Source organism: Anaerotignum sp. MB30-C6, assembly GCF_030908465.1.
Lineage (GTDB): Bacteria > Bacillota > Clostridia > Lachnospirales > Anaerotignaceae > Chakrabartyella.
On record NZ_CP133078.1, the window covers coordinates 2,443,406 to 2,466,123 of the forward strand.

At 38.4% G+C, this 22,718-nt stretch carries 21 protein-coding genes; 9 read left to right on the forward strand and 12 right to left on the reverse strand.

Translation table 11 applies throughout. The features are described 5' to 3' along the window. Nucleotides 1–85: 85 nt before the first annotated feature. The 8 genes from RBQ60_RS11890 (at nt 86) to RBQ60_RS11925 (ending at nt 6,478) form a co-directional block, all read left to right on the forward strand. Complete coding sequence (locus RBQ60_RS11890; protein ID WP_307883910.1) at nt 86–790, forward strand: LytR/AlgR family response regulator transcription factor; 705 nt, start codon at nt 86–88, stop codon at nt 788–790. Nucleotides 791–1,297: 507 nt separating this feature from the next. Next, the gene (locus tag RBQ60_RS11895) at nt 1,298–2,134 is read left to right on the forward strand and encodes a sensor histidine kinase (protein ID WP_307883911.1); all 837 of its coding nucleotides are present in this window, start codon (nt 1,298–1,300) and stop codon (nt 2,132–2,134) included. Between the two features lie 82 nt (nt 2,135–2,216). Then, nucleotides 2,217–2,684: a hypothetical protein gene (locus RBQ60_RS11900; protein WP_307883912.1), complete on the forward strand. Its 468-nt coding sequence runs from the start codon at nt 2,217–2,219 to the stop codon at nt 2,682–2,684. Beyond that, nucleotides 2,681–3,127: a CPBP family intramembrane glutamic endopeptidase gene (locus RBQ60_RS11905; protein ID WP_307883913.1), complete on the forward strand. Its 447-nt coding sequence runs from the start codon at nt 2,681–2,683 to the stop codon at nt 3,125–3,127. The genes RBQ60_RS11900 and RBQ60_RS11905 overlap by 4 nt, the downstream gene beginning before the upstream one ends. Before the next feature lie 93 nt (nt 3,128–3,220). Beyond that, nucleotides 3,221–3,538 (forward strand): hypothetical protein, encoded by a 318-nt coding sequence (locus RBQ60_RS11910; RefSeq protein ID WP_307883914.1) that lies wholly within the window; start codon nt 3,221–3,223, stop codon nt 3,536–3,538. 122 nt (nt 3,539–3,660) lie between these two features. Continuing rightward, entirely contained in the window at nt 3,661–4,083 is a 423-nt protein-coding gene (locus tag RBQ60_RS11915; protein WP_307883915.1) for a GNAT family N-acetyltransferase, read from the forward strand. Nucleotides 4,084–4,500: 417 nt separating this feature from the next. Then, a complete protein-coding gene (locus RBQ60_RS11920; RefSeq protein ID WP_307883916.1) occupies nt 4,501–5,331 on the forward strand; it encodes a class I SAM-dependent methyltransferase in 831 nt (276 codons plus the stop codon). 292 nt (nt 5,332–5,623) lie between these two features. Further along, nucleotides 5,624–6,478 carry a PhzF family phenazine biosynthesis protein gene (locus RBQ60_RS11925; RefSeq protein WP_307883917.1) on the forward strand — a complete coding sequence of 285 codons (855 nt, stop codon included), beginning with the start codon at nt 5,624–5,626 and terminating at the stop codon, nt 6,476–6,478. 254 nt (nt 6,479–6,732) lie between these two features. Here RBQ60_RS11925 and RBQ60_RS11930 read toward each other — a convergent pair whose 3' ends face one another. The 6 genes from RBQ60_RS11930 to yhbY all read right to left on the reverse strand — a co-directional run bounded on the left by RBQ60_RS11930 (nt 6,733) and on the right by yhbY (nt 11,744). Next, nucleotides 6,733–8,175 carry a GntR family transcriptional regulator gene (locus RBQ60_RS11930; RefSeq protein WP_307883918.1) on the reverse strand — a complete coding sequence of 481 codons (1,443 nt, stop codon included), beginning with the start codon at nt 8,173–8,175 and terminating at the stop codon, nt 6,733–6,735. A 206-nt stretch (nt 8,176–8,381) separates the two neighbouring features. After that, complete coding sequence (locus RBQ60_RS11935) at nt 8,382–8,606, reverse strand: hypothetical protein (RefSeq protein WP_307883919.1); 225 nt, start codon at nt 8,604–8,606, stop codon at nt 8,382–8,384. 96 nt (nt 8,607–8,702) lie between these two features. Beyond that, nucleotides 8,703–9,035: a ribosome silencing factor gene (gene rsfS / locus RBQ60_RS11940; RefSeq protein WP_307883920.1), complete on the reverse strand. Its 333-nt coding sequence runs from the start codon at nt 9,033–9,035 to the stop codon at nt 8,703–8,705. Nucleotides 9,036–9,046: 11 nt separating this feature from the next. Beyond that, nucleotides 9,047–10,279: a nicotinate-nucleotide adenylyltransferase gene (nadD, locus tag RBQ60_RS11945; protein WP_307883921.1), complete on the reverse strand. Its 1,233-nt coding sequence runs from the start codon at nt 10,277–10,279 to the stop codon at nt 9,047–9,049. Nucleotides 10,280–10,290: 11 nt separating this feature from the next. Beyond that, nucleotides 10,291–11,421 (reverse strand): Mbeg1-like protein, encoded by a 1,131-nt coding sequence (locus RBQ60_RS11950; RefSeq protein WP_307883922.1) that lies wholly within the window; start codon nt 11,419–11,421, stop codon nt 10,291–10,293. A 20-nt stretch (nt 11,422–11,441) separates the two neighbouring features. Next, nucleotides 11,442–11,744, reverse strand: a complete 303-nt coding sequence (yhbY, locus tag RBQ60_RS11955; RefSeq protein WP_307883923.1) for a ribosome assembly RNA-binding protein YhbY — start codon at nt 11,742–11,744, stop codon at nt 11,442–11,444. Nucleotides 11,745–12,073: 329 nt separating this feature from the next. On the opposite strand from yhbY, the gene RBQ60_RS11960 reads away from it, so the two are divergent. Continuing rightward, the gene (locus RBQ60_RS11960; protein WP_307883924.1) at nt 12,074–12,625 is read left to right on the forward strand and encodes a cupin domain-containing protein; all 552 of its coding nucleotides are present in this window, start codon (nt 12,074–12,076) and stop codon (nt 12,623–12,625) included. A gap of 188 nt (nt 12,626–12,813) precedes the next feature. On the opposite strand, the gene RBQ60_RS11965 is transcribed toward RBQ60_RS11960, so the two are convergent. The 6 genes from RBQ60_RS11965 to RBQ60_RS11990 all read right to left on the reverse strand — a co-directional run bounded on the left by RBQ60_RS11965 (nt 12,814) and on the right by RBQ60_RS11990 (nt 22,482). Continuing rightward, the gene (locus tag RBQ60_RS11965; protein WP_307883925.1) at nt 12,814–13,785 is read right to left on the reverse strand and encodes a dipeptidase; all 972 of its coding nucleotides are present in this window, start codon (nt 13,783–13,785) and stop codon (nt 12,814–12,816) included. Between the two features lie 38 nt (nt 13,786–13,823). Continuing rightward, the gene (locus tag RBQ60_RS11970) at nt 13,824–15,041 is read right to left on the reverse strand and encodes a DUF819 family protein (RefSeq protein ID WP_307883926.1); all 1,218 of its coding nucleotides are present in this window, start codon (nt 15,039–15,041) and stop codon (nt 13,824–13,826) included. A gap of 380 nt (nt 15,042–15,421) precedes the next feature. Further along, nucleotides 15,422–17,191 carry a pyruvate kinase gene (gene pyk, locus RBQ60_RS11975; protein WP_307883927.1) on the reverse strand — a complete coding sequence of 590 codons (1,770 nt, stop codon included), beginning with the start codon at nt 17,189–17,191 and terminating at the stop codon, nt 15,422–15,424. A gap of 471 nt (nt 17,192–17,662) precedes the next feature. Continuing rightward, nucleotides 17,663–18,643: an ATP-dependent 6-phosphofructokinase gene (locus tag RBQ60_RS11980; RefSeq protein ID WP_307883928.1), complete on the reverse strand. Its 981-nt coding sequence runs from the start codon at nt 18,641–18,643 to the stop codon at nt 17,663–17,665. A 99-nt stretch (nt 18,644–18,742) separates the two neighbouring features. Next, entirely contained in the window at nt 18,743–18,988 is a 246-nt protein-coding gene (mtrB, locus tag RBQ60_RS11985) for a trp RNA-binding attenuation protein MtrB (RefSeq protein WP_307883929.1), read from the reverse strand. 11 nt (nt 18,989–18,999) lie between these two features. Continuing rightward, nucleotides 19,000–22,482, reverse strand: a complete 3,483-nt coding sequence (locus tag RBQ60_RS11990; protein WP_307883930.1) for a DNA polymerase III subunit alpha — start codon at nt 22,480–22,482, stop codon at nt 19,000–19,002. Between the last annotated feature and the right edge of the window lie 236 nt (nt 22,483–22,718).

The window sequence follows — 22,718 nt, forward strand, 5'->3', positions numbered from 1 at the left end:
TATGGTAAATTTTTGATGGGACATGTATAATTAAACGTAATAAGTAAGCGTTTAAAATTGAGATTAAAACTATTTAGGTGATAAGATGAAGGTAGGAATTTGTGATGATGAGGTTCATTTTCAAAAAGTTTTACGGAAGAAACTGGAATCGTATTATGGTGTTCTAGATGTTGAAATAGAAGCATTTTCATCTGGGTCGGATTTTATGAATAGGTTTCAGAAATATCCCATGGAGTTTCAAATGATTTTTATGGACATTGAAATGCCAGGGCTAAATGGAATAGAGACTTCCAAACAAATTCGAGAAATCAATGGCTCTGTCCCCATTGTTTTTCTAACAAGTCATACAGAGCTGGCCATGGAAGGCTATGAGGTTGACGCTTTTCGCTTTCTTGATAAGCCCCTGCAGGATGAAAAACTCATAAAAACACTACGGGATTTTGATCACTTAAGGCTGTTGGATACCAAGATTGAATTGCAGGACGGAGAACGAACCCTTTGGATAAACTGGACAGAAATCCAATATGTGCAAAGTGAAAATGTTTACATTCATATACATTTGGAGGATAGTCGGTTTTTAATCCGAAAAAAACTAAGTGATTTGGAAAAAGACATGCCAAAGCAAAGATTTTACCAGCCCCATAGAAGCTTTTTAATAAACCTTGGCTTTGTCAAATCCTTTGATAGAAAGAAAATTCTCATGAAAAACGGAAATGAGATACCCCTTAGCCGAGGAAAAAGGAATGAATTTAAGACAGCAATGATGAACTATTTACGGGTATTAGGATGAGGCTTTAGGGATATGTTTGAAAAATTATATATGATAATCGGCAGTATGGAAATATTAATTCTATTAATATTCATTGGTAAATACATATATTTTGAGAAATTTTTTAAAAATTCACGTTCATGGTTTTTTTTCCTTGGAATATTTTTGTTATGCCAACTTTGGTTTTATTTTTTTACAAAAAACGAGTTCGTGCAGGTGCTCTTGCCTTTTTTGTTTTATAGTATACTGATTTTTCTTTCCCGGAAAAAAAATAAACTCAGGGGTTTGTTTTTAGTCTTTCCAGTTACCGGTATATTACTACCTTTGGTAGTCATCCCCACTTCTTTTCTATATTTATTTTCAGAATCTATGAGTAATATTATTGAAATGGATACCCCATGGCTGGGAATGCTTGATATTATATTCTGGATCGCCTTTATACTTTTTTTATGGAAGGGAAAGAATTGGAGAAGGCGTTTTGATGAGGTTATTCATAATAGAACCCTTTCAAAATGGGAAAGAAATTTAGTGAATACAACTGGTTCTTTTCTTTTTATGTTTTCCCTCTTAGTTTTAAATGTAGATGAGTTTCAAGTGGCATCCCTCTACGCCAAGTGTTTTGTAGGCTTCGGTATTTTAATTGTAGCTTTTTTAATGACTTCAATCATCGCTATGGTGATTCAAGGAAATGGCAAAAGCTATTTTCAACAGGCAGCTATTCTCAATGAGCATTATTTAAAAGCGCAATTGGAGCATTTTAAGACTTATCAAGAGACACAAAGGGAAACCCGAAGAGTACATCATGATATGAAAAACCATATTGCTTGCCTATACAATCTGATTTCAGAAGGAAAATATGAAGAAACAAATAAATACATTCTGGATTTAAATACACAAGTTCAGCAGATCGACAAAGAATTACATACAGGAAATGACATCGTGGATGCAATCGTAAATGAAAAAATAGCCAATGCAAAAAAAGAGCAGATATCTATTTCATTTGAAGGCAAGCTGGGAAGTCTGACAGTTGACGCAATTGACCTTTGCACCATATTTTCCAATGCACTTGACAATGCCCTAGAGGCGTTAAAAAATAGTTCTGTACCAGAAAAGGAAATACAGATACAGTGTAAACGGCAGAATACAATGCAATTTTTTATGTTCCGCAATCCAGTGGAATCAGGAGACTCAAATTTTACTTTTTCCACAACAAAGAGGGATTATATGAACCACGGTTTTGGGCTGGGGAATATAAGAATGGCAGTGGAAAAATACAAAGGACATATGGACTATTACTTAGAAAACCAAGGGGGACACAGCTTTTTTGTACTAGAAATCATTTTATTTGTGCACCCCGCAACATAATTGGAGCATTTGACAACAAAAATGACAATCTGGGCGTATCCGGAGCTATGATGAATACAAAAGCATAGCAAAGGAGATTAAAATGTTGAATAATCAGGTAGGAACAATTGAGAAACAATGGAATAAAAAAGAGGTTAGAAAAAATACAAACAAGTTGGCCAGAGGCATCCTAGTATACGAATTTATCATGCTATTTATTGTTATTGCAGATATGATACGACGATGTATCCCAATTTCCAGTGATAACGAAGCCCTTATTGATTCTGTTTATGTTGAGGCCATGAATAGTGGAACACCAAGTCTTATTGCCGTTTTCCTTGGATTGCTCTTTTTACTGTTTTATTTTAGAAAGTATAATTATCAAAACTTAATTTTTCCTTCACAAGAGAAAATGACTGGGTTCTCATTTTTGGGGTTGATCACAATTTTTATGTCTGTTCAGGCTATTTTTAGCTTGTCAGGTGCAGGAATTGAGACTTGTCTCAACCACTTTGGATATAGTATTTTGGTCCAATTGCAGAAGAAGTTATTTTCCGAGGTTTCATTATGAGAGGATTTCAAAAGCATGGCTCCTTTTATGCTATCCTGATGTCCTCAGTGATTTTTGGAGCATTCCATGGTAACCTAATTCAAAGCATCTTTGCCACTGCGGTTGGCTTAATTTTGGGATATGTGGCCATGAAATATTCTATAAAATGGGCAATCCTGCTACATATTTTCAATAATTTTATTTTTGGAGATTTGCTCTCCTTTCTGATTTCAAGTTTAAATGAATCCACCCAGTTCACTATACTTTATATGATTCAAGGTGCTTTCTTTGTAGGTACAATGGCAATTATATTACTGAAAAGAAAGGAATTCAAGCACTTCATCAAAGAAATTAAAGTGGACAAAGGTTTACTGAGAGTAACCTTTACCTCTATCTGGCTGTTCATTTTTTTAACGATTCAATTAATAATGGGAATAACAGGAATCGAAAAGCTTCCAATTTAATGTATGAAAAATAGTTAGAAACTAATATTTATACAATATATAGTTAAAAGAATAAGATTAAAATCTTCCTCTAAGACAGTTGAAACAATACTCATGATAGCGAAATGGTTTGAAAATGAACACAAATTAGGTAAAAATCACCCCTGTTTTAGGGCATTTACAGTACTATGGGTAAATCAAAAATTACAAAAGGATACAAAAATTGAAGAACTTTATAAGAAGGGAGGCAGCAAAACAATGAAAGTTAATAAAGGAGCCAAGGTTGGAATTCTGATTGAGACTATCGCTCTTATCAACATGGTTTTACTTGTTCTAATGAATAAGACCATTCCCCCTATACTGATTTGGTGTTTTGTCCTAGGTTTAGCCATTGCTTTAACTGGGGCATTCATAGACATAAAACGAAAGTAAAAACCTCTACTAAAGAAAGACTCCCAAGGCTTTCGGAGGGACTGACTCCTTCAAAAAAAAGTGATAGAAAGGATAAATCCAGCGCTTATTTTCTGTAAAAGCACTGGTTTATGAGAAGATAAATGAATATAAAAACTTACTATAAACCTCCCACAGCCAAAGAATATGTAAGTCTTCGGCTACGCTCTGGAATGGGTAGCAAAGATATTCAAAGAAGCCAAATTGCTTTGTCTAATTCTCTGATGACGATTTCTTTGTACGATGAAGAAAAACTGATAGGTTTTGGAAGAGTTGTAGGGGATGGCGGAATCACTTACGTTGTGAGTGATATCATGATAGATAATGATTATCAACGTAGGGGGTTGGCTGAGCAGATTATGCAAGAGATTGACCATTATTTCGAAGTGAATACACATGATGATAGTTATATTTGTCTAATTGCGAACCATCCCGCTGATTTACTATACAAAAAGCACGGATTTGAATATCTGCCTGAAGACAAATGTGGTATGTTGAGAAACCAAAGTAAAGATAATAACAAGTAATGACCAAGGAACGACTGATTTCATGGAATCATTGAGTTCCCTTGGAAAAAATTTGGCTGAATAATTTCAGTCTAATTTATGATGGTGTTTGTTTTGCTTATAAGTCTTCAAAATGGAGTTTGTATATCTTGTAACTACTATTTTTTTACTGTATAATTTTAAATGAACACCGTTGTTTTAGCGAAAGGAGTTGCTTCAGTCCGGCGCACTTTGTATTGCAAATAAGCAGTATAATTGAAACGTGGAAAACGAAATAATCATGAATTGCATAATTTAGCTTTCCTGTACAACTTCAGCAGGTGTTGTTTTTATGCACAAATATGATTGTTTTTTCCACACACAACAGTAATGCAATTACTTGAGCTGTGGAAAATTTCCATGGCTTTTTTATTTGCAAAAAAGAGAGGATGAATATTTATGCTATCTACCATTAAGCAATTTGCTCAGAAACCACAGCTTTATCAAAAAAGTGAGGTAAAGTTTTGGAACGACCCTTATATTTCAAAAAGTATGTTGGAAGCACATTTAAACCCTGAATTAGAGTCTGCAACACGTAAGCTGGATTTTGTGCGGAAGTCTGTGGAATGGATTTCCACTATTCTGCCTCCTAATCAGCATAAAAGATTGTTAGATCTGGGTTGCGGTCCAGGAATCTATGCTGAACTGTTTCACCGTAAGGGTTATGAAGTAACTGGTTTGGACTTGTCACAGAACTCAATTCAATACGCAATGAAAACTGCCCACGAAAGAGGCTTGGATATTCAATATCTGATGAGTGACTATATGAAATCTCCTATTCCAGGAAAATATGATTTAGTTACTATGATTTATTGTGATTTCGGTGTATTATCCCATCATGAACGCAAAGAGTTACTGTTAAAAGTACATGACCTGCTATCTCCAAATGGTTGCTTTCTTTTTGATGTGTTTACCCCCTTGGAATATGGTAACGCGGAGGAGTTTAAAACATGGAGTTATGAAGATAGTGGTTTTTGGAGCCCAGAACCCTATCTGCTACTACATTCACTGTACCGCTATGATGACAACAATACGCTACTCAATCAATATATGGTAGCGACAGAATATGCTACAACATGTTATAATATCTGGGAACACACCTTTACAGCTGAGGAATTGGAAAAAGATTTGCTTGAGGCGGGCTTTAAGAATATAAGATATTATGGAAATGTGGCTGGTGCTGAATTTGAAAACTCCAATAAAACCTTGTGTGTCATCGCTGAAAAGTAGCCTTATTTTCTTGTAATAACTACAAAAATAGAGATTGTAGATTCACCCTATTCTTGGATATGGGATAGCAATTTAATTTGTCTACTGAACATACAATAAAACTGATTGAGGAAAAGAATTAGGAGGGTTAGTTTGTAATGATAAATGCCACGAAGAACATTTCCTTTTGTTCTCAAAGTGGTTTTGGGATTTGTGGGATTAACAACTGCCTTCCACTTCCTGCGGCCGCTTTCAAAAGAAACAGCTTTTTAGAAAAACTTAATTTGCATATACAAACCAAAGGAGAAAAAGAATGAATTACTATCATGTAGATGTTTTTAGCTCTAAAAGCCTATCGGGAAATGGATTAACTGTTCTTTTCCACCACGGAGATTTAGATACGCAATTTATGCAAAAAATAGCACAAGAGTTTAAGCAATTTGAGACGATCTTCTTAAAGCAAACTGGCGAAACGCACTTTCGTGCCAGAATATTTACTGTAGACGAAGAATTAGACTTTGCAGGGCATCCTATTTTGGGTGCAACGGCAACCATTCATGAAAAGCTATATCCAGAAAAAAGCAGCATCACAGTAGCGTTTCAGCTAAACAATAAAACCCTCCAAGCACAGTCCGTAAAAATGGATCATTATTATCAGGCAACAATGAACCAAGGAGTCCCTAGGTTTTTAGGCACCGTAGAGGGGGAACAGAAAAACAGCTTTTTACAAGCCTTAAACTTAACAGCCGACCATCTCCATCCTTCACTACCAATGGAAGTCGTTTCAACAGGATTACCTTATTTAATCGTCCCTTTGGTGTCTGGTTTGGAACAGGTGAAAATCCGTGTTCAGGATTTAGAGGCACAACTAAGTTCCGTCAATGCGAAGTTTGTTTACATCTTTGATGTAAATAAGATGGAAGGGCGTACTTGGGATAATCTCGGTTCCGTAGAAGATGTGGCAACAGGGAGCGCCGCTGGCCCCACTGGAGCATATTTGTATAAAAAAAGATTTTTTTCTGCAACAGAAGAAGTCGTGATAAACCAAGGTGGTTTTGTTGGAAGACCTAGCAAGTTAAAAGTAGTAGCTGATTCCACAGGGGAAATCAAAGTAACGGGGGATGTTAAAATTATTGCCCGAGGTGAACTGCTAATCCAAACCTCGTGAGTACATAAACAACAATATTTATTACTTATTTCAGTTTATTATCTTTAGTATTTTAGGAAGCAACATATTAATTTTAGCATTAATTTAAGTAGTAGCGCAATGATGACTTGTTTGAAGTCTTTTAATTGTAGAGTTTTAATGTCATAACACAAGACCCCTTTTGCTGATTCTTTGTCTCACAAAAGGGGTTCACTTCATCCATGGGGGCGTTAAATACACAAAAGAAAGGGGCATTCCCCTTTCAAAAAGTGGTACTACTTCTTCGCTCCAATTCGTAAGCCTTCTTCGCAAGTTTGCATGATAATATTCGTATTCAACTGTAATGCCTGGAATCCGTAATCAGCAAAACCCTCCGCATCCCCCTCATCCAAAGCCTCAATGGCCTTTATAATAAGAGCATACACTTCCTCATTTTTTTCTATTCGGAACCATAGCTCCAATCCACAAATATTTACAAACTCTGCCGATGATTTATGTACATAGAAGTAATATTTTTGCAGAACCCCTGTAGGTAGATACATAATTATGGGCGTTAGTAAAATATCGGTAACAAAATATGGAGCATTGGTATGAATCGCATCATGATGCTGATTATACAGTTCCGCTTTCATGTCTTCGATTACATACTTAGGGAGCTTCTTTGTTTCAAAGGACAGGAAATCCTTCCCCAGTATCTTTAATGTTTCAAGGGTGTAGTACAGACCCACTTTCTGAGCCTTAAAATCCCTTGCCGTCCACTCTCTGATTTTTTCATCATTCAATTGAGCAACCAATATTGTGCCTGTCCTCTGCCTTCTAATAATCAGCCCCACCTTAGCCAAAACGTCATAGGCATTTCTTGCCGTTTTCTCACTTACATTATAAAGTTTACATATCTCAGCAATGGTAGGTAGTACATCGCCCTTTTTCATTCCCTTTGAATGAATAGAAACCAATAGTGCATGAATTAGTTTGCTGTATTGAGAATCTTCATAAAATATTTGACTATTCATATCAATTTTGGAAAAAAGCAAGGCTTCGGGCGTATGAAATACAACATCGTAAAATGCCTTAAACTCTACAAAAAATTCATCATAATCCCTTGTTATTGGCGATTCGAATAAATTACTAAAATATTTTCGCAGATTCCTCTTGAAATTTACTTTCTCCTCTTGAGTCATATTTTTTTTATTATTAAAGTAAATAACACGGTTCAAATAGTGCTCTAAAATATTCTTTAAAAATGGGTTCTCAATATTGGAAATGACTTTTATGCACCAACTAAAAACAAGAGAGTTGATTTTTTTCTCCATTTCCAGGGATTGCAACAACATTAGAGTTTCCTTTTTTATCTCCTCCAGTTGCTGCTGATTAGAGCAGCGTAAACCTTCATGTATCCCCCTTGACAACGCCAATATTGGAAAATGATATGTATAAAAATCCTGAACTTCAGGGTTGTTTTTATAAAGGGGTACTTTACTCATATGTTCCTCATTGTTTAAATCAAACGTAACAATAGAACCCAAATGTCGCTTAGAAATCAGGAATCCTTCATCCTGAAGCATTTTATACACCTTTTCCACTGTCGGCCTTGCAACTTGATAGTACTCTTTTGCTTCCATTTGCGTCATAAATTTTTCGCCTTTTACATATTTCCCCTGATAAAATGATTTTAAAATCTCAGAAAAAAGCTCTTTTCGATTTCGTATCGTCTTCAACTAACTTTCACTCCTCAACTATCAATTCGCCCTTGATATGGAAAACAAAACAAATCAAACCATCACATTAAATTATTATAAAGACATAGCTAATTCTAAAACGAAAAAATACTTTTTGCAATATATTTTCAGTATTGTAAAAAATTATTCTTTATTTTGAATGAAGATTCTACTAAGTAGAACGTTAGCATTCAAAAATAAATTTCTTATATTTTCTTTAATCTGCCAGTCTTTTTAATTACAAACCTTTTTGCCACGCTCCCTAATTTTGTTCGAAAAACATCAAGTAAAATCAAATAACCAGCTTTGTCACGCAAACCTTTATGGTACATACACGTCGTTTTGATGCATCCAGACACCAGTAATGGAGAATTTTTCGCCTTTTGTTCTCGAGAAAATAGCTGGGCAACAAACATCGAATCCTTTTTCAAAAATTCCCCTCCCAATAAAAATACCCCAATCATTAGCCGTATTCTACGTCTAACAATTGGGGTGCTGTAGGCATTTCTTTTATCTTTTTTTCGTTCTTATACGTCCTTGGCGTCGCTCCAAACATGATCTAACCCATAAAATTCTCTTTGCTCTTTATTAAACAGGTGTACTAAAAGGTTACCAAAATCCAATAAAATCCAAGTAGCTACGCTATAACCTTCGGAATGATGCATTTTAATACCCTGTTGAAACAACTTTTGTTCAACCTCATCCGCCATAGTTCTTAAGTGGTTCACATTGTTACCACTTGCAATCACAAAGCAGTCCGCAATATTGGATAACCCCTGTAAATCCAAAACACGGATATCTTGCCCTAACTTATCCTCCAATGCCGCCTGGGCAATCTTAGCCGCTTCTAATGCGTTCATATATTTCCTCCTTAACAATCCTTATAATATTCTAATGCTTCTAGGGAAAAAGGGTGCAATTCACGTCCCTTTGATTTTACATATTCAATGGTTTCTTCTAAAATGTACTTCATTGCCATGTCTAAATCTAAGTATGCCAATCTTCTGGCTTCTTCAATCCCCTCAAATTTTTCCCTATTTGGTTCAATATAGTCGGCAATATAAATTATTTTTTCCAACAAAGACATATTGGCTCTTCCTGTTGTGTGAAAACGAATGGCGTCTAAAATCTCCTCATCCCCAACCAGATAATCTCGCCTTGCCACCTCTGCCCCTAAAAACGGATGAATCAAATCGGTAGTTTTTTTCATATTCACATCCATAGGAACCTTATACTCCTTACAAAAACGATCTCTTACTTCAATGGGGAAATCCTTTGCACAGTCATGCAATAAACCAGCAACCCTTGCTTTTTGCTTATCACCCTGTGTTCCATATATTTCCGCTAAGCGTTCCGCCTCATCCGCCACACCCATGGTGTGAATATATCTTTTAATAGACAATGCAGATTGTAATTTTTCCTGCATTACCTCCAAATCTAACATAAACTTCACCTCATCCTTTTCTGTATCATGGTATAAACAGAATTTATGGATATAATCCTCCACTGTTTGGGGCAGTAAATATTTAATTGGCGCCCCTTTCTTAGCACGATCTCTGATATCTGAAGAAGATATGGCTAAAGCAGGTACTTCCATAAAATGAATTCGGCTGGCAAATTTTTCTCTAATTTCTCGTATATCTCCAAATAAACTGGCTCTATCATACCCCGGTCTAGTTACAGCTACAAAATCGCAAAGGGATACCAACCTTTCTGGCTCTTTCCAGCTCATAATTTGATGAATGGCATCGGCGCCAGTTATAAAATATAACCTTACATCGGGTTGACACATACTTTTTAACTCTTCAATGGTATCGATTGTGTATGTGACACCTGGACGATCAATTTCAATTCTAGAAACTTCGAAGTTCTCGTTACGCATGGTGGCCAAAACAGTCATCAAATATCGGTGTTCATTATGGGTTACCTGCTTCTGGGACTTATGGGCAGGCCTGCCTGTGGGAATAAATACCACCTTGTCCACATTAAAACGATGGCGAACAGCCTCTGCTGTCACCAAATGTCCGTTATGGATGGGGTCAAAGGTTCCACCCATAATTGCAATGCTCTTGCAATTTTTAAATCCTTCTATCTCATCTCGCATAGAAACGCCTCTTATCTTTTTTTGTCTAGTAGTTTTAACTCAGCCAACCTTTGTAACGCCAAACCATAGTCTCCCGCTGTTTTTCTTACTGATATCCACAATAAACGTAAACCATCAAAAATCGCTTTCTTCGTTTCCTCATCTTCATCCTTTAATGTCTGTAAGGTTCGAAAGGCATTGAAAGGCGATAAAACAACTTCACCAAGTTCATCTGCATGGGTCATAGAAAGTAGTTCAAACAAAGCATCTACAAATTTTTCTCTTTTTTCCGGAGTTAAGGCTTTCAGCCAATTTTTTAAGGTTCTATCCCAAAATTTACTTTCTATAGAAACAGATTCTAAACGAACAAAATCCTTACCATATACCTCCCAAGAATAGGGATCATGTTGTAGCAATCCCTTCTCTGCGCTCTTAACCACGGTATATCCACCTTGGCGGCTCATAAGCATACCAATAATAGAGGACTGGGGTACAAAAGAATATATTTTAGGACCAATATCCTTATAGCCTTGAAATCGCAGCATTCCTTCTTGGAAACCAGGACCATCATGGTTATAAATACAAACAATGCGTTCCTGCACATTAACTGGACAAACGGCTGCAGCAAAAACAGCCAGATTTCCACCCTTTGAGTGACCACCTAAGCGTATTTTTCCAGTTAAATTCTCCGCCACATACAAAAGATATGCAGCAGCCGCAATTTGAGCAGGAACAAAATCCAAAAAGCTCATATTAAAATCTTCTTTCCATCCAATTAGGGTTAAGTCTGTCCCTCGATATGAAATAAAAAAGGTACCATCCCCTAAAAGAATGGTGATCGCAGAAAATTGGGCTTCTTTTTCAATGTCAACATGATCAACGTAAAAGCAAACTTCCATGTTTTTATACCGTTCACTTTTCCCCATAAGCTGTAATAGTACAATATCTTGAGGGTCTCGCATATGAAGCTTTTCCTGAGGCAAAGCCTTTACCCTTTGAGCCAATTCTTCGATTGTCACGGGTGTAGCGTCATACTGATTCAATACCTCGGTAAAAAAATGATAGGATAAACACGATAAAATCAGCGAATCCACATCTTGAAGCGGGGATTGTTCTAACGTTAGATCCCCCCGCCAAAGCAGATAGTCAAACACGTTAGTCATGGACATCTTCTCCCCCGAGTTTATTTATTTGCCTTGGGCAACTCTATTACAGGTTTTGTTTTGGACTGACGGAACAAAACGAACTTATTGCCTATAACCTGAACAATTTCTGCCCCTGTTCTACTAGCAAGCATTTCTGCTGCTTCCGCCGGTCCCAACATATTATTATCTAACACGCTAAGCTTAATCAGCTCTCTCGCTTCTAAAGCGTTATGCACAGTGTCTCGAAGTTCAGGTGTTACACCGTTTTTACCAACCTGAAAAATTGCATCCATTCCATTTGCCATGGAACGCAAAAATGATCTCTGTTTACTTGTCAACATAAAGTCCTCCAAACTCGTTTTTAATACCTCGATAATCGTTAATATCATAGCATACAAACTACTGTTTTGCAATCTCAACTCAGGAAAAAAGGCCCATTTCATCTTGTTTTAAGCCCATCAAATTTTCAAAAAATATTGTTCAAAGAAAACATTAATGGTAAAATATAGTATACAAACAAAAAAAGTAATGCTATAATGTGTTCTTACTGTAGTATTGCACTCCTAATCCAGACAGGGAACAAAATACTATTTGTATTATTCCCATAAATGGATACATTACTTTAAAAAAACTACTGATTCTAACTCACGTAGAAATAGGAGGAAAGTATATGGAACTTCAAATCGGTTCACGACTTCGAGAACTGCGAAACAAGAAAAAATTGAGTATTGCCGAGCTTTCTAAACTCTCCGATGTGAGTACGGGCTTAATTAGCCAAATTGAACGTGATTTGGTTGTTCCCTCTGTGGTCAGCCTTTGGCGCTTAGCCACTGCCTTAGATACTAATTTAAATTATTTTTTCGAAGAAAAACAGCAAGAAGATAGTATCCTCATTCGTAGGGGAGACCATAAAACCATTGTAACCCATCGGAACAATAGCTTTTATAAACTCCTATCCTCCACCCGCCCGGGGCATTTATTAGATATGACAGAAGTTCGTTTGAAAAGTGGGTGTAGTTACGAAAAGGAAACCCTGTGCCACGAAGGTGAAGAATGTGGCTATGTTTTAAAAGGTATCCTAACGGTTCATTTAAACGGTAACGATTATGTGCTTTATGAAGGTGACAGCATTTACTTTAATAGTATGCTCCCCCATAAGTATATTAATAACTCCGAGGAAGATTGTATTTCGGTTTGGGCAATGACCCCTCCGTTTTTTTAGCCAATGCACACTCTGCAAAACTGCAGAGTGTTTTTTTATTCCTTGAATTGGTATAAAAGTCTAAAAATACTTCTTTGAAACTTGCCACATGAAAAAAAGGCGAACAATTAAGTCCGCCCTTTTTTGGGGATTTTTCGGTTCTAAAAAGTAAAATCTTGATATTTTTGTCCTTTTTCAAATGTCTTCGCTTACCCAAGAACTTTCCGAATCAGGTTAAACCAGTTACCGCTAGAAACCATTTCCAACTCTTTATCTGTAAATCCTGCTGCTTTCATTTTGACAAGCAACTTAGGAACCTTGGAGCAATCCTCAAGGCCAACGGTGAAGGATGTATCTTGATGGCTATAACTCTTCATAGAATCTGTAGATAAAAATTCAAAGAAATCAAAGCCAAAACCAAGATGCTCCACACCAATTTTATCGGCAATGTAGGACGCATGCTTCACCAAGTTATCCACATTTTGGCCAGCTAGTTCATGACATACAAAAAGGTTAAAAGAGTTTAATCCAATTACCCCTTTGGTATCTCGAATGGCAAATAATTGTTCATCCGTCAGGTTTCTCGCCGCAGGCACCAGGGCCTTTGCATTGGAGTGTGATGCTAAAATAGGACCTGCCGTTACATCCATCACATCCCAGAAAGAACGCTCATTTAGGTGAGAAACGTCCATAATCATTTTTTTATCTTGAATTAATCGAATCGCCTTTTTACCAAGCTGGGTAACGCCTCTGGCAGGATTACCTTGAACTCCCGTTGCCAGTGCATTTTCCTCGTTCCATGTCAACATGGCATGTCGAACACCAAAGTCATAAAGCATATAAATCTGGTCGATATCTTCCCCAATTCCCGAAAGACCTTCCATCCCTAGCAAGATGTAAAATTTCTCTGCTTTTTGTGCTGCCTGAATCTCCGCCATATTATGTACAAGAACTGCTTCTTCACACTCAGCCATCTCATCCTTTGTTGCTTTTAAAATCTGCTCAAGCCTTTTCCATGGCTCTTTGTCATGGGGCGGATCTATCCAGATGACGAAACAGCCTCCCTCAATGCCGCCTCTACGCAATCTAGTCAGGTGGTGATTCTTTATTACCTGCGTTTCCCCAAGCAGGCGTTTGATGGTGACATCAGTAAAGATGTCGGAATGTCCGTCAAAAATCATAAAACTCCTCTTTTCGTGTCTAAAAAATTCTCTTGTATTTATGCCCCTAACATTTGTCCAATAAAAGTACCAAAGTATGTACCAATCACATAACCCAGTGTACCAACCAACATAACAGGGCCAACTAATTTCACCCAACCTTTGGAAATGGCCATAGCCGCCGCTGTTGTAGGGCCGCCAATGTTTGCATTAGATGCAAGGACGATTTCTTCTAGATCGAATTTGAACAATTTACCAAAAATGAAGCAGAATAGCATATTTACTACAACCATGATTAAGCAGAATACGAACAGCATTGGTGCATTCTGAAGAATTTGGCCAATGGAGGCAGGAACACCGATAACGAAGAGGAATAGATAAATTAAATATGTACCAATCTCCTGAGAACCTGCCATTTTCTCTACATGCTTTGAACCAAAAGTTGCTACAAGCATGGCCACCGTTGTCATGATTAGGTACTTATTGCTAAGCAGGCCATTCAGCATTTCCAAAGGTTTGTTACCCGTGGGAATAACCATACCAAAAACCTTTGCAATTTCTGTGGAAACCCAGACAATAATGGCACTAGTTGCGAAGTCTATAGCTATATCTCTTAGTGAAATAGGTTTTCTTTCCCAATAAGCTGCTGCCTGGGTTTTTGCAGCATCATCAATGCCAACACGCTCAATTTCATCCATGTGAGGATGCTTGTATGCGTTGCGAAAGAAGTTAATACTAGGAATTGCAATTAATACAAAGAAGTAACAAGCCATCAAAAGGTTATCTGCTACAGTTGTTGCCGCCATAACTTCTTTCTCAACGGCAAACGCACCTGACAAAGCTGCAAAGTTAACACCACCGCCGATGTAAGAGCCTGTCATCATGGCTGCCACGCCTGCAGCATCTGGAACACTGTTTTCCAATAAATTGAACGCCAAAACCGCAGAACAAGTAGTACCTACAGAACCAATTAAGAAGATAATTAAGAGTTTCCCGGATTCTTTCCAAATTTTGCGAATATCGCACTGCAGCAGCAACAGGGGGATCGCCAGTGGTACTACATAACCCCAGATAATGTCATCAAACCAAGGGGCATTCGTTGGGATAATTTTCAAGTTTGTTAATAGCAAAGCTCCAATCAATGCAATAATTGCACCGGAGAGTTTGGATGCCCAAGCCCATGTCTGTTCTGCGTAGATAGAAAACGCAACCCAACCACAAGTAATGGCCATGAGTGCCCACGTATTGTCAGCACTAATCAATGTCGTACCAGTCATAATATCTCCTCCTTTAAAATAACAAATAAGTCCATGTTTACACCTTCGGGCTGCTTACCTAAGTGTAAACTTAGGGATCCAATAAGAATTTAATATCTTGATGATATTCAATATCTTGAATCCTTGTTCATAATGTTAGCATTGTTTCTTTTGCCTGTCAATATATCAAAATAAGAAACTCCCTATTTAATTATATTTTTTTCTATTTGCTTTATGCAAATACACCCACTTTATAAGTATTACACTCTGGACATTTGTCATATGTGGCAAAATAAACAAAAAATATAATATATTTTTGACATATTCAAAATTTCTATTTTAATTTTTAGATAACAAAAGGTCATATCTCAACGATATGACCTTCATCATATTAAACGAATCTATGCTTTTTGTTTCACGTTGGGCAACCCTGCACATACAAAACCAGAAGAAGCATCCACAGTAATCAAAGCATCATTGGGGATAAAATCCACCACTTTTGCATTACAAATGATAACTGGAATGTTTAATGCTCTTCCTGCAATTTCTGCGTGACAACCATCGCTATGATCCATAGGACCTACGACAATAGCAGATGCCTTTTGGATATAAGGCATAAAATCATTATCCGTAGCTGTTGCAACTAAGATATCGCCTTTTTGGAAGTTTCGCTCCATATCCTCACGCATTTTGATTACTCTGGCTCTGCCACTAACTTTTTTTGATCCTACACCAATCCCTTTGCACAGCACATCACCAACAATATCTACTCTTAGGGTATTTGTAGCACCACTTACACCAACAGGCATACCCAATGCTAAAACTACAGTATCTCCGTTTTTCACAAGCCCGCTGGCTTGGGCAACATCCATTCCCGTATCAAAAACCTTTCCCTGTACCAGCGGTTCCGTATGCAGCATGGGTTTACAACCCCATACTAAGTTCAGCTGACGCCAAACTCTCTCGGTCATTGTCGCAGCAACAATAGGGCAAACGGGCCTATGTTTGGAAATCATTCTCGCTGTAAAGCCAGACTGGGTAATGGTACTAATGCATGCAGTGTTCAACTCTGCAGCCGTAGTGCAAGCTGCAAAACTAATTGCGTTTGTAATGTTTGTTGTAACACCGTCGGGCTGTCTGGTTAACATTTTACTATAGTTAATACTACTTTCTGTTTTTTCCGCAATACGTGCCATAGTTGCCACGGCTTCAATGGGGAAGTTCCCCGCCGCAGTTTCCCCAGATAACATAATGGCATCCGTGCCGTCAAAAATAGAGTTGGCCACATCATTGGCTTCTGCTCTAGTTGGTCTTGGGCTATTTACCATACTTTCTAACATCTGTGTTGCCGTAATAACAGGCTTACTACGTTGGTTAGCCTTGGCAATCAAATGCTTCTGAACCAAAGGCACTTCTTCGGGAGGAATTTCCACACCCAAGTCACCTCTGGCAACCATGATACCATCTGAAACCTCTAAGATTTCATCAATACGGTCTACCCCTTCTCGGTTTTCAATTTTAGAAATAATGTGAATGCCTTCCCCACCATTCTCCTCCAACACCTTTCTGATTCTTGTAACATCAGATGCAGAGCGGATAAAGGACGCAGCCACAATATCAAAACCATTCGCAATACCAAACTTTAAATCTTCAATATCTTTTTCTGTCAAAGCTGGCAGATTTACTTTAACACCCGGCAAGTTAACTCCTTTTCTAGAGCCAACTTTTCCACCGTTTACAACGGTACAGCGAACTTCTGGCCCTACAATATGATCTGCTCTAAGTTCAATCAAGCCATCGTCAATCAAAATGCGAGAGCCAACTTGTACATCTTTAGGTAAATCAGAATAGGTCACAGACACAATTTCTTTTGTACCCTCTACCTCTTCTGTGGTTAATATGAATTTGTCTCCCCCTTCAAGTACGATCTTACCCTCGGCAAAGGTTTTGATACGAATTTCAGGGCCCTTTGTGTCTAGAATTAATGGAATAGGTGCACCTAATTCCTCTCTAGCCTGTTTTAACTTTTTAATCATTTCCCCATGAGATTCATAAGTGCCATGGGAAAAGTTAACACGTGCAGCATCCAACCCATTTTGAATTAATTTTTTCATAGTTTCTACACTGTCCGTTGCCGGTCCCAGTGTGCAAACAATTTTCGTCCTGCGCATTGCAGTACCTCCTCTTTTATATTCAGTTTAGCTATTTGTAAAGTTGAAAAACAACTTAAAAACAAATTCCCCTCATAAAAAATACTTATAACGGACGGTGCTTTCACACCTTTTCAGTGGGAGCTTCTACTCTCCACTGAAAGCTAAGAAAACCGTCCCCACCTCAATAGGTGGGAGCTTTCTTAGGTCTACCAAAACTATGCGTATTTTTGCTTCTCAAAAATACTTATAACGGACGGTGCTTTCACACCTTTTCAGTGGGAGCTTCTACTCTCCACTGAAAGCTAAGAAACCGTCCCCACCTCAATAGGTGGGAGCTTTCTTAGGTCTACCAAAACTATGCGTATTTTTGCTTCTCAAAAATACTTATAACGGACGGTGCTTTCACACCTTTTCAGTGAGAGCTTCTACTCTCCACTGAAAGCTAAGAAACCGTCCCCACCTCAATAGGTGGGAGCTTTCTTAGGTCCGTTATATTGCAAGTATTTTAATTACGTCGTACATTTCCTGGTTCAAAGTCTTATCCATCCCCAAGGATTCCTCCAGACCAATGACTTCGTATCTCCCTTTATTATAAGAAATAACCTGATTTTCCTTACCTTCCATAATGGCTTTTACGGCATGATAACCCATCATGGAGGCATGCATCCTATCAACTGCAGTGGGACTGCCACCTCTTTGCAAGTGACCAAGAATTGTGGCCCTGGTCTGGATACCTGTAATATCTTGTATATCCTTTGCCAATTGTTGGGTTCCACCAACGCCCTCTGCCACTACAATTAAATTGTGTCGTTTACCAACACTTCTATTGGCTAAAATTTGCTGAATTACTTTTTGGCTATCTATAATGTCCTTGGCTTCGGGGAACATAACATCCTCGGCACCGCCGACCATACCACACCATACCGCAATATATCCAGCATCACGACCCATTACTTCTACCACGGAGCAACGTTCATGGGAACTTGACGTATCCCTTAACTTGTTTAACGCATCCATCCCTGTGTTTACTGCAGTATCAAAACCGATGGTGTACTCGGTGCTATTCATATCCAAATCAATTGTAGCTGGAATACCAATACTATTAACGCCATACTTGGCCAATTCTACCATACCTCTGTAAGAACCGTCGCCGCCAATGACAACAAGTGCATCCAAACTTAAAATTTTATAAATGGCAGCAGCTTTTTTTATACCCTCTTCCGTCATCATTTCAGGACAACGAGCTGTATGCAAAATGGTTCCACCTAAGTTCATCACATTTGATACGTCTTTGCTGTACATTTCTTTAATTTCGCCGTTAATCAGTCCGTTATACCCCTTGCGGATTCCAATTACCTGAATGTCATGAAAAACAGCAGTTCGAACAACTGCACGTATGGCCGCATTCATACCAGGGGCATCTCCGCCACTGGTTAATACGCCGATTTTTTTAATTTTTTTCACTTCCATTACCTATTCCTCCAATCCCATTAAAAAACAATTTGTATCTTTGCTTTCAAAAATACCTTAACGGACGGCCCCCCTTGGGAGACTATTTCTCTATCCATTTCATGATTCCTTCTCGGATTTTTCAGTGTGAATCACACCAAATTGTGTATAAATTTCCGCTTCGCCTCTAATTTTAATGGCAGAGGTATTAGACGTAAACTGGGCAATTAGAACTTCTCCTTTATCAAGCTTTTCCGTATGGTGAATTTTCGTTACTTCCCCACGGGTAACCCCGATTATACTTACACCCTTTTCCAACGCTTTTACGCAGATATATGGTGTATTCACTATGTTTTTTTCATCCATACGTCATCCTCCTAACTGTCCTTTGCTACCACATTAGCCTCTCCCAACAAAAGCCTTAAATCCTGTTGCAATTCCAAAGAACCGTCTACCCAATATTTCCTTTCGGCCTTCATCTTTTGCTTCGTCCTTTCTTGGTAAATAAAAACTGGGATATCTCCTTTGTGTTGCAATAGCACGGAAATAATTTGTGCCAAAGGCACTTCATTTTCTTCAGCTATCTTCAGCCATAGTGACTCCGGCTTAATCTCTTCTTCCAATTGCAGCAACTGAATTTGTGATGCTATAACCTTTGCCTCCCCATCTGCCGATACATTTGTTCGACCTTTAATCAGTATAACCGCTTCCTCCTGTAAAAGCTGGGAGAATTGCTGATATACTTTAGGGAAAACAATAATTTCCATAGTTCCTTGAAAATCTTCCAAGGTAAGGAAAGCCATCTTATCATTGTTTCTCGTATACTTCACCGAAACACCTGCTACCATACCGCCAACAATAACTTTGGTTTCTTCCTCCACCTGTTGTCTATCCTCACCCTCCTCAGCGGGCAGAAAATCAACACTGCTATGGCTTATCTTTCTTCGAAGCCTATCTGCATATTCTGCCAAAGGATGGCCACTTACATAAATACCTAAAACTTCCTTCTCCATTGCTAGTTTATCTCGTGGTGCATATTCCTCCACATCAGGCAAATCATCTTGGGGTTTATAACTTTCTTCCCCCATATCTATGTCGAACAAATTCATTTGCCCTGCTATATTATTCTTTCTTGCTTGCCCTATTCCATCCAAAATACTTTTGTAAATGGCCATATATTGACTTCTGGCACCACCTAGGGAATCTATAGCACCAGCTTTAATTAAGCTTTCAATACTGCGTTTATTCATATCTCCCGTTTCCATACGGGTGCAAAAGTCAGTCATAGATAGGAACAAGCCGTTTTTCTCACGTTCAGCTACCAAGGCGTTTACTACGCCACGGCCTACATTTTTTATTGCCGCAAGACCAAACCGTATTTTCCCATGGGAAACGGAAAAATGCCCATAGCCTTCATTAATATCGGGAGGCAATAATGCAATGCCCATTTTTTTGCACTCCTCAATATAATTGGAAACCTTACTTGCATGATCCATAACACTTGTCATCAAAGCCGCCATAAATTCCACAGGATAATGGGCTTTTAACCAAGCTGTTTGATACCCCACAACTGCATAACATGCCGCATGACTTTTATTAAAAGCATACTTTGCAAAGTCTGTCATTTCATCAAATATTTTTTCTGCCGCTTCCGCAGGAATACCGTTTTTCACGCAACCAGGCACTTCATCCCCAACGCCATAAACAAAGTTCTTTCGTTCCTCCGCCATGACAGATGCTTTTTTCTTACTCATTGCACGGCGTACAAGGTCACTTCGTCCCAAACTATATCCCGCCAAATCACGAACAATCTGCATAACCTGTTCCTGATATACAATACAACCATAGGTGTTTTCTAAAATAGAAACTAAACTCTCATGGGTATACTGAATATTTTCAGGGTCATTTTTCCCCTTAATATACTTGGGGATAAAGTCCATAGGACCCGGACGATATAAAGAAATTCCTGCGATTAAATCTTCAAGGCGTTTCGGTTGGAGCTCACGCATAAACTGCTTCATTCCAGCGCTTTCCAGCTGAAAAACACCCTCGGTTTTCCCTTGACTGATAAGCTGATATACCGCAGTATCGTCATCGGGTATTGCGTCAATATCAATTTTCACCCCATGAATACGTTCCACTTCTTGCACTGCATTTTGAATTACCGTTAAGGTACGCAGACCAAGAAAGTCCATTTTCAAAATACCCAATTCCTCTAAAAGGGTCATGGTAAACTGGGTATTAATTTGGCCGTCATTGGCACTTAAAGGCACATATTCCACTACAGGCTCTTTGCAAATAACAACCCCCGCCGCATGGGTAGAAGAATGTCTTGGCAGCCCCTCTAAACGTAAAGAAGTATCAATCAAGCGATGGGTATCCTCTTCAGCTTCATAGGCTTTTTGTAAATCGGGATTCATAGCCAAGGCTTTTTTAATAGTAATTCCCAACTCCGTGGGAATCATTTTTGAAATACGGTCAACATCGGCATAAGGCATAGCCAACGCTCGACCAACGTCCTTAATTGCCGCCCTCGCCGCCATCGTACCAAAGGTAATAATCTGCGCAACATGATCCTCGCCATATTTGGCAATTACATAATCAATAACCTCTTGGCGACGCTCATAACAAAAATCAATATCAATATCAGGCATGCTGACACGCTCTGGGTTCAGAAAACGTTCAAAAATCAAGTCATATTTTAAAGGATCAATGGTTGTAATGGATAAACAATAAGATACCATACTACCTGCCGCTGATCCACGGCCAGGCCCAACGATAATTCCATTGTCCTTGGCATATTTTATGAAGTCCCAAACAATAAGAAAGTAATCCACATACCCCATATTCTCTATGGTAGAAAGTTCATATTCCAAACGTTCTTTCCACTCTTCCTTTGCTTGGGGGTATTTTTCTTCAAAACCGGCTTGACAAACCTCTCTCAGATACTGTTCAGCAGTTTTCCCCTGGGGTACATCAAACTGGGGCAACTTTAATTCGTGAAAACAAAAGGACACATTACATCTTTCAGCAATCTTTGCTGTATTTTCCAATGCCTCGGGGACATATGAAAATAAATCATACATCTCCTCGGGGCTTTTCACATAAAACTGCTCCCCCTCATAACGCATTCTGTCCTCATCCAGCACAGTTTTCCCCGTTTGAATACAGAGTAAAATATCATGGGGTTCCGCATCCTCTTTATAAATATAATGACTATCATTTGTGGCAATCAAAGGAATTCCCGTTTCCTCGCTCATGTGCACCAGCGCCATATTTACCTGTTTTTGCTCCCGCATACCATGGTCTTGCAATTCCAAAAAGAAATTGCCCTCACCAAAAATATCTAAATACTCCATTGCCGCTTCCTTGGCTTGTTCATAGGAAACAGTTAAAATATTTCTTGCCACCTCCCCAGCCAAGCAAGCGCTGGAGGCTATAATGCCTTTATGATACTTTCTCAAAAGTTCCTTATCCACACGAGGTTTATAATAAAACCCATCTATAAATCCGTAGGACACCAGTTTTATCAAGTTTTGATATCCTTCGTTATCCTCAGCCAAAAGAACCAGGTGATTATAACTACCACCCTTGCCATCTTTTTTCAACCGTGACTCAGATGCCACATAAACTTCGCAACCGATAATAGGCTTAATTCCAGCCTCTAAAGCAGCTTTGTAAAATTCGATGGCACCAAACATCGCCCCATGATCTGTCATGGCGATGCTATCCATTCCCAACTCTTTTGTCCGCTGAACCAGCTCCTTAATCTTCGCCGAGCCATCCAAAAGGCTGTATTCCGTATGAACGTGCAGGTGCACAAAGGGCTTTGTTTGATTCAAGTTTTCCGCAAAATCCATTTTGCACCTCCTATTTCTATTTCGAATTATTTTGTAGTAGTTTTTGAAAAATACTTGTAGAGAGAAAAAAGAAAGTCACAGCTTAGCCGAAACTTGATTTTTCAGGAATTCTTTGAATGTTTATCAGGGGTATAAACCAAAAACACTTTTCATTCTATATACATCATTCCAATATAAACTAATTATACCATATTTTTTTCATATTAAAAAGAGGTAATTATTTTTTCGTCCCACCG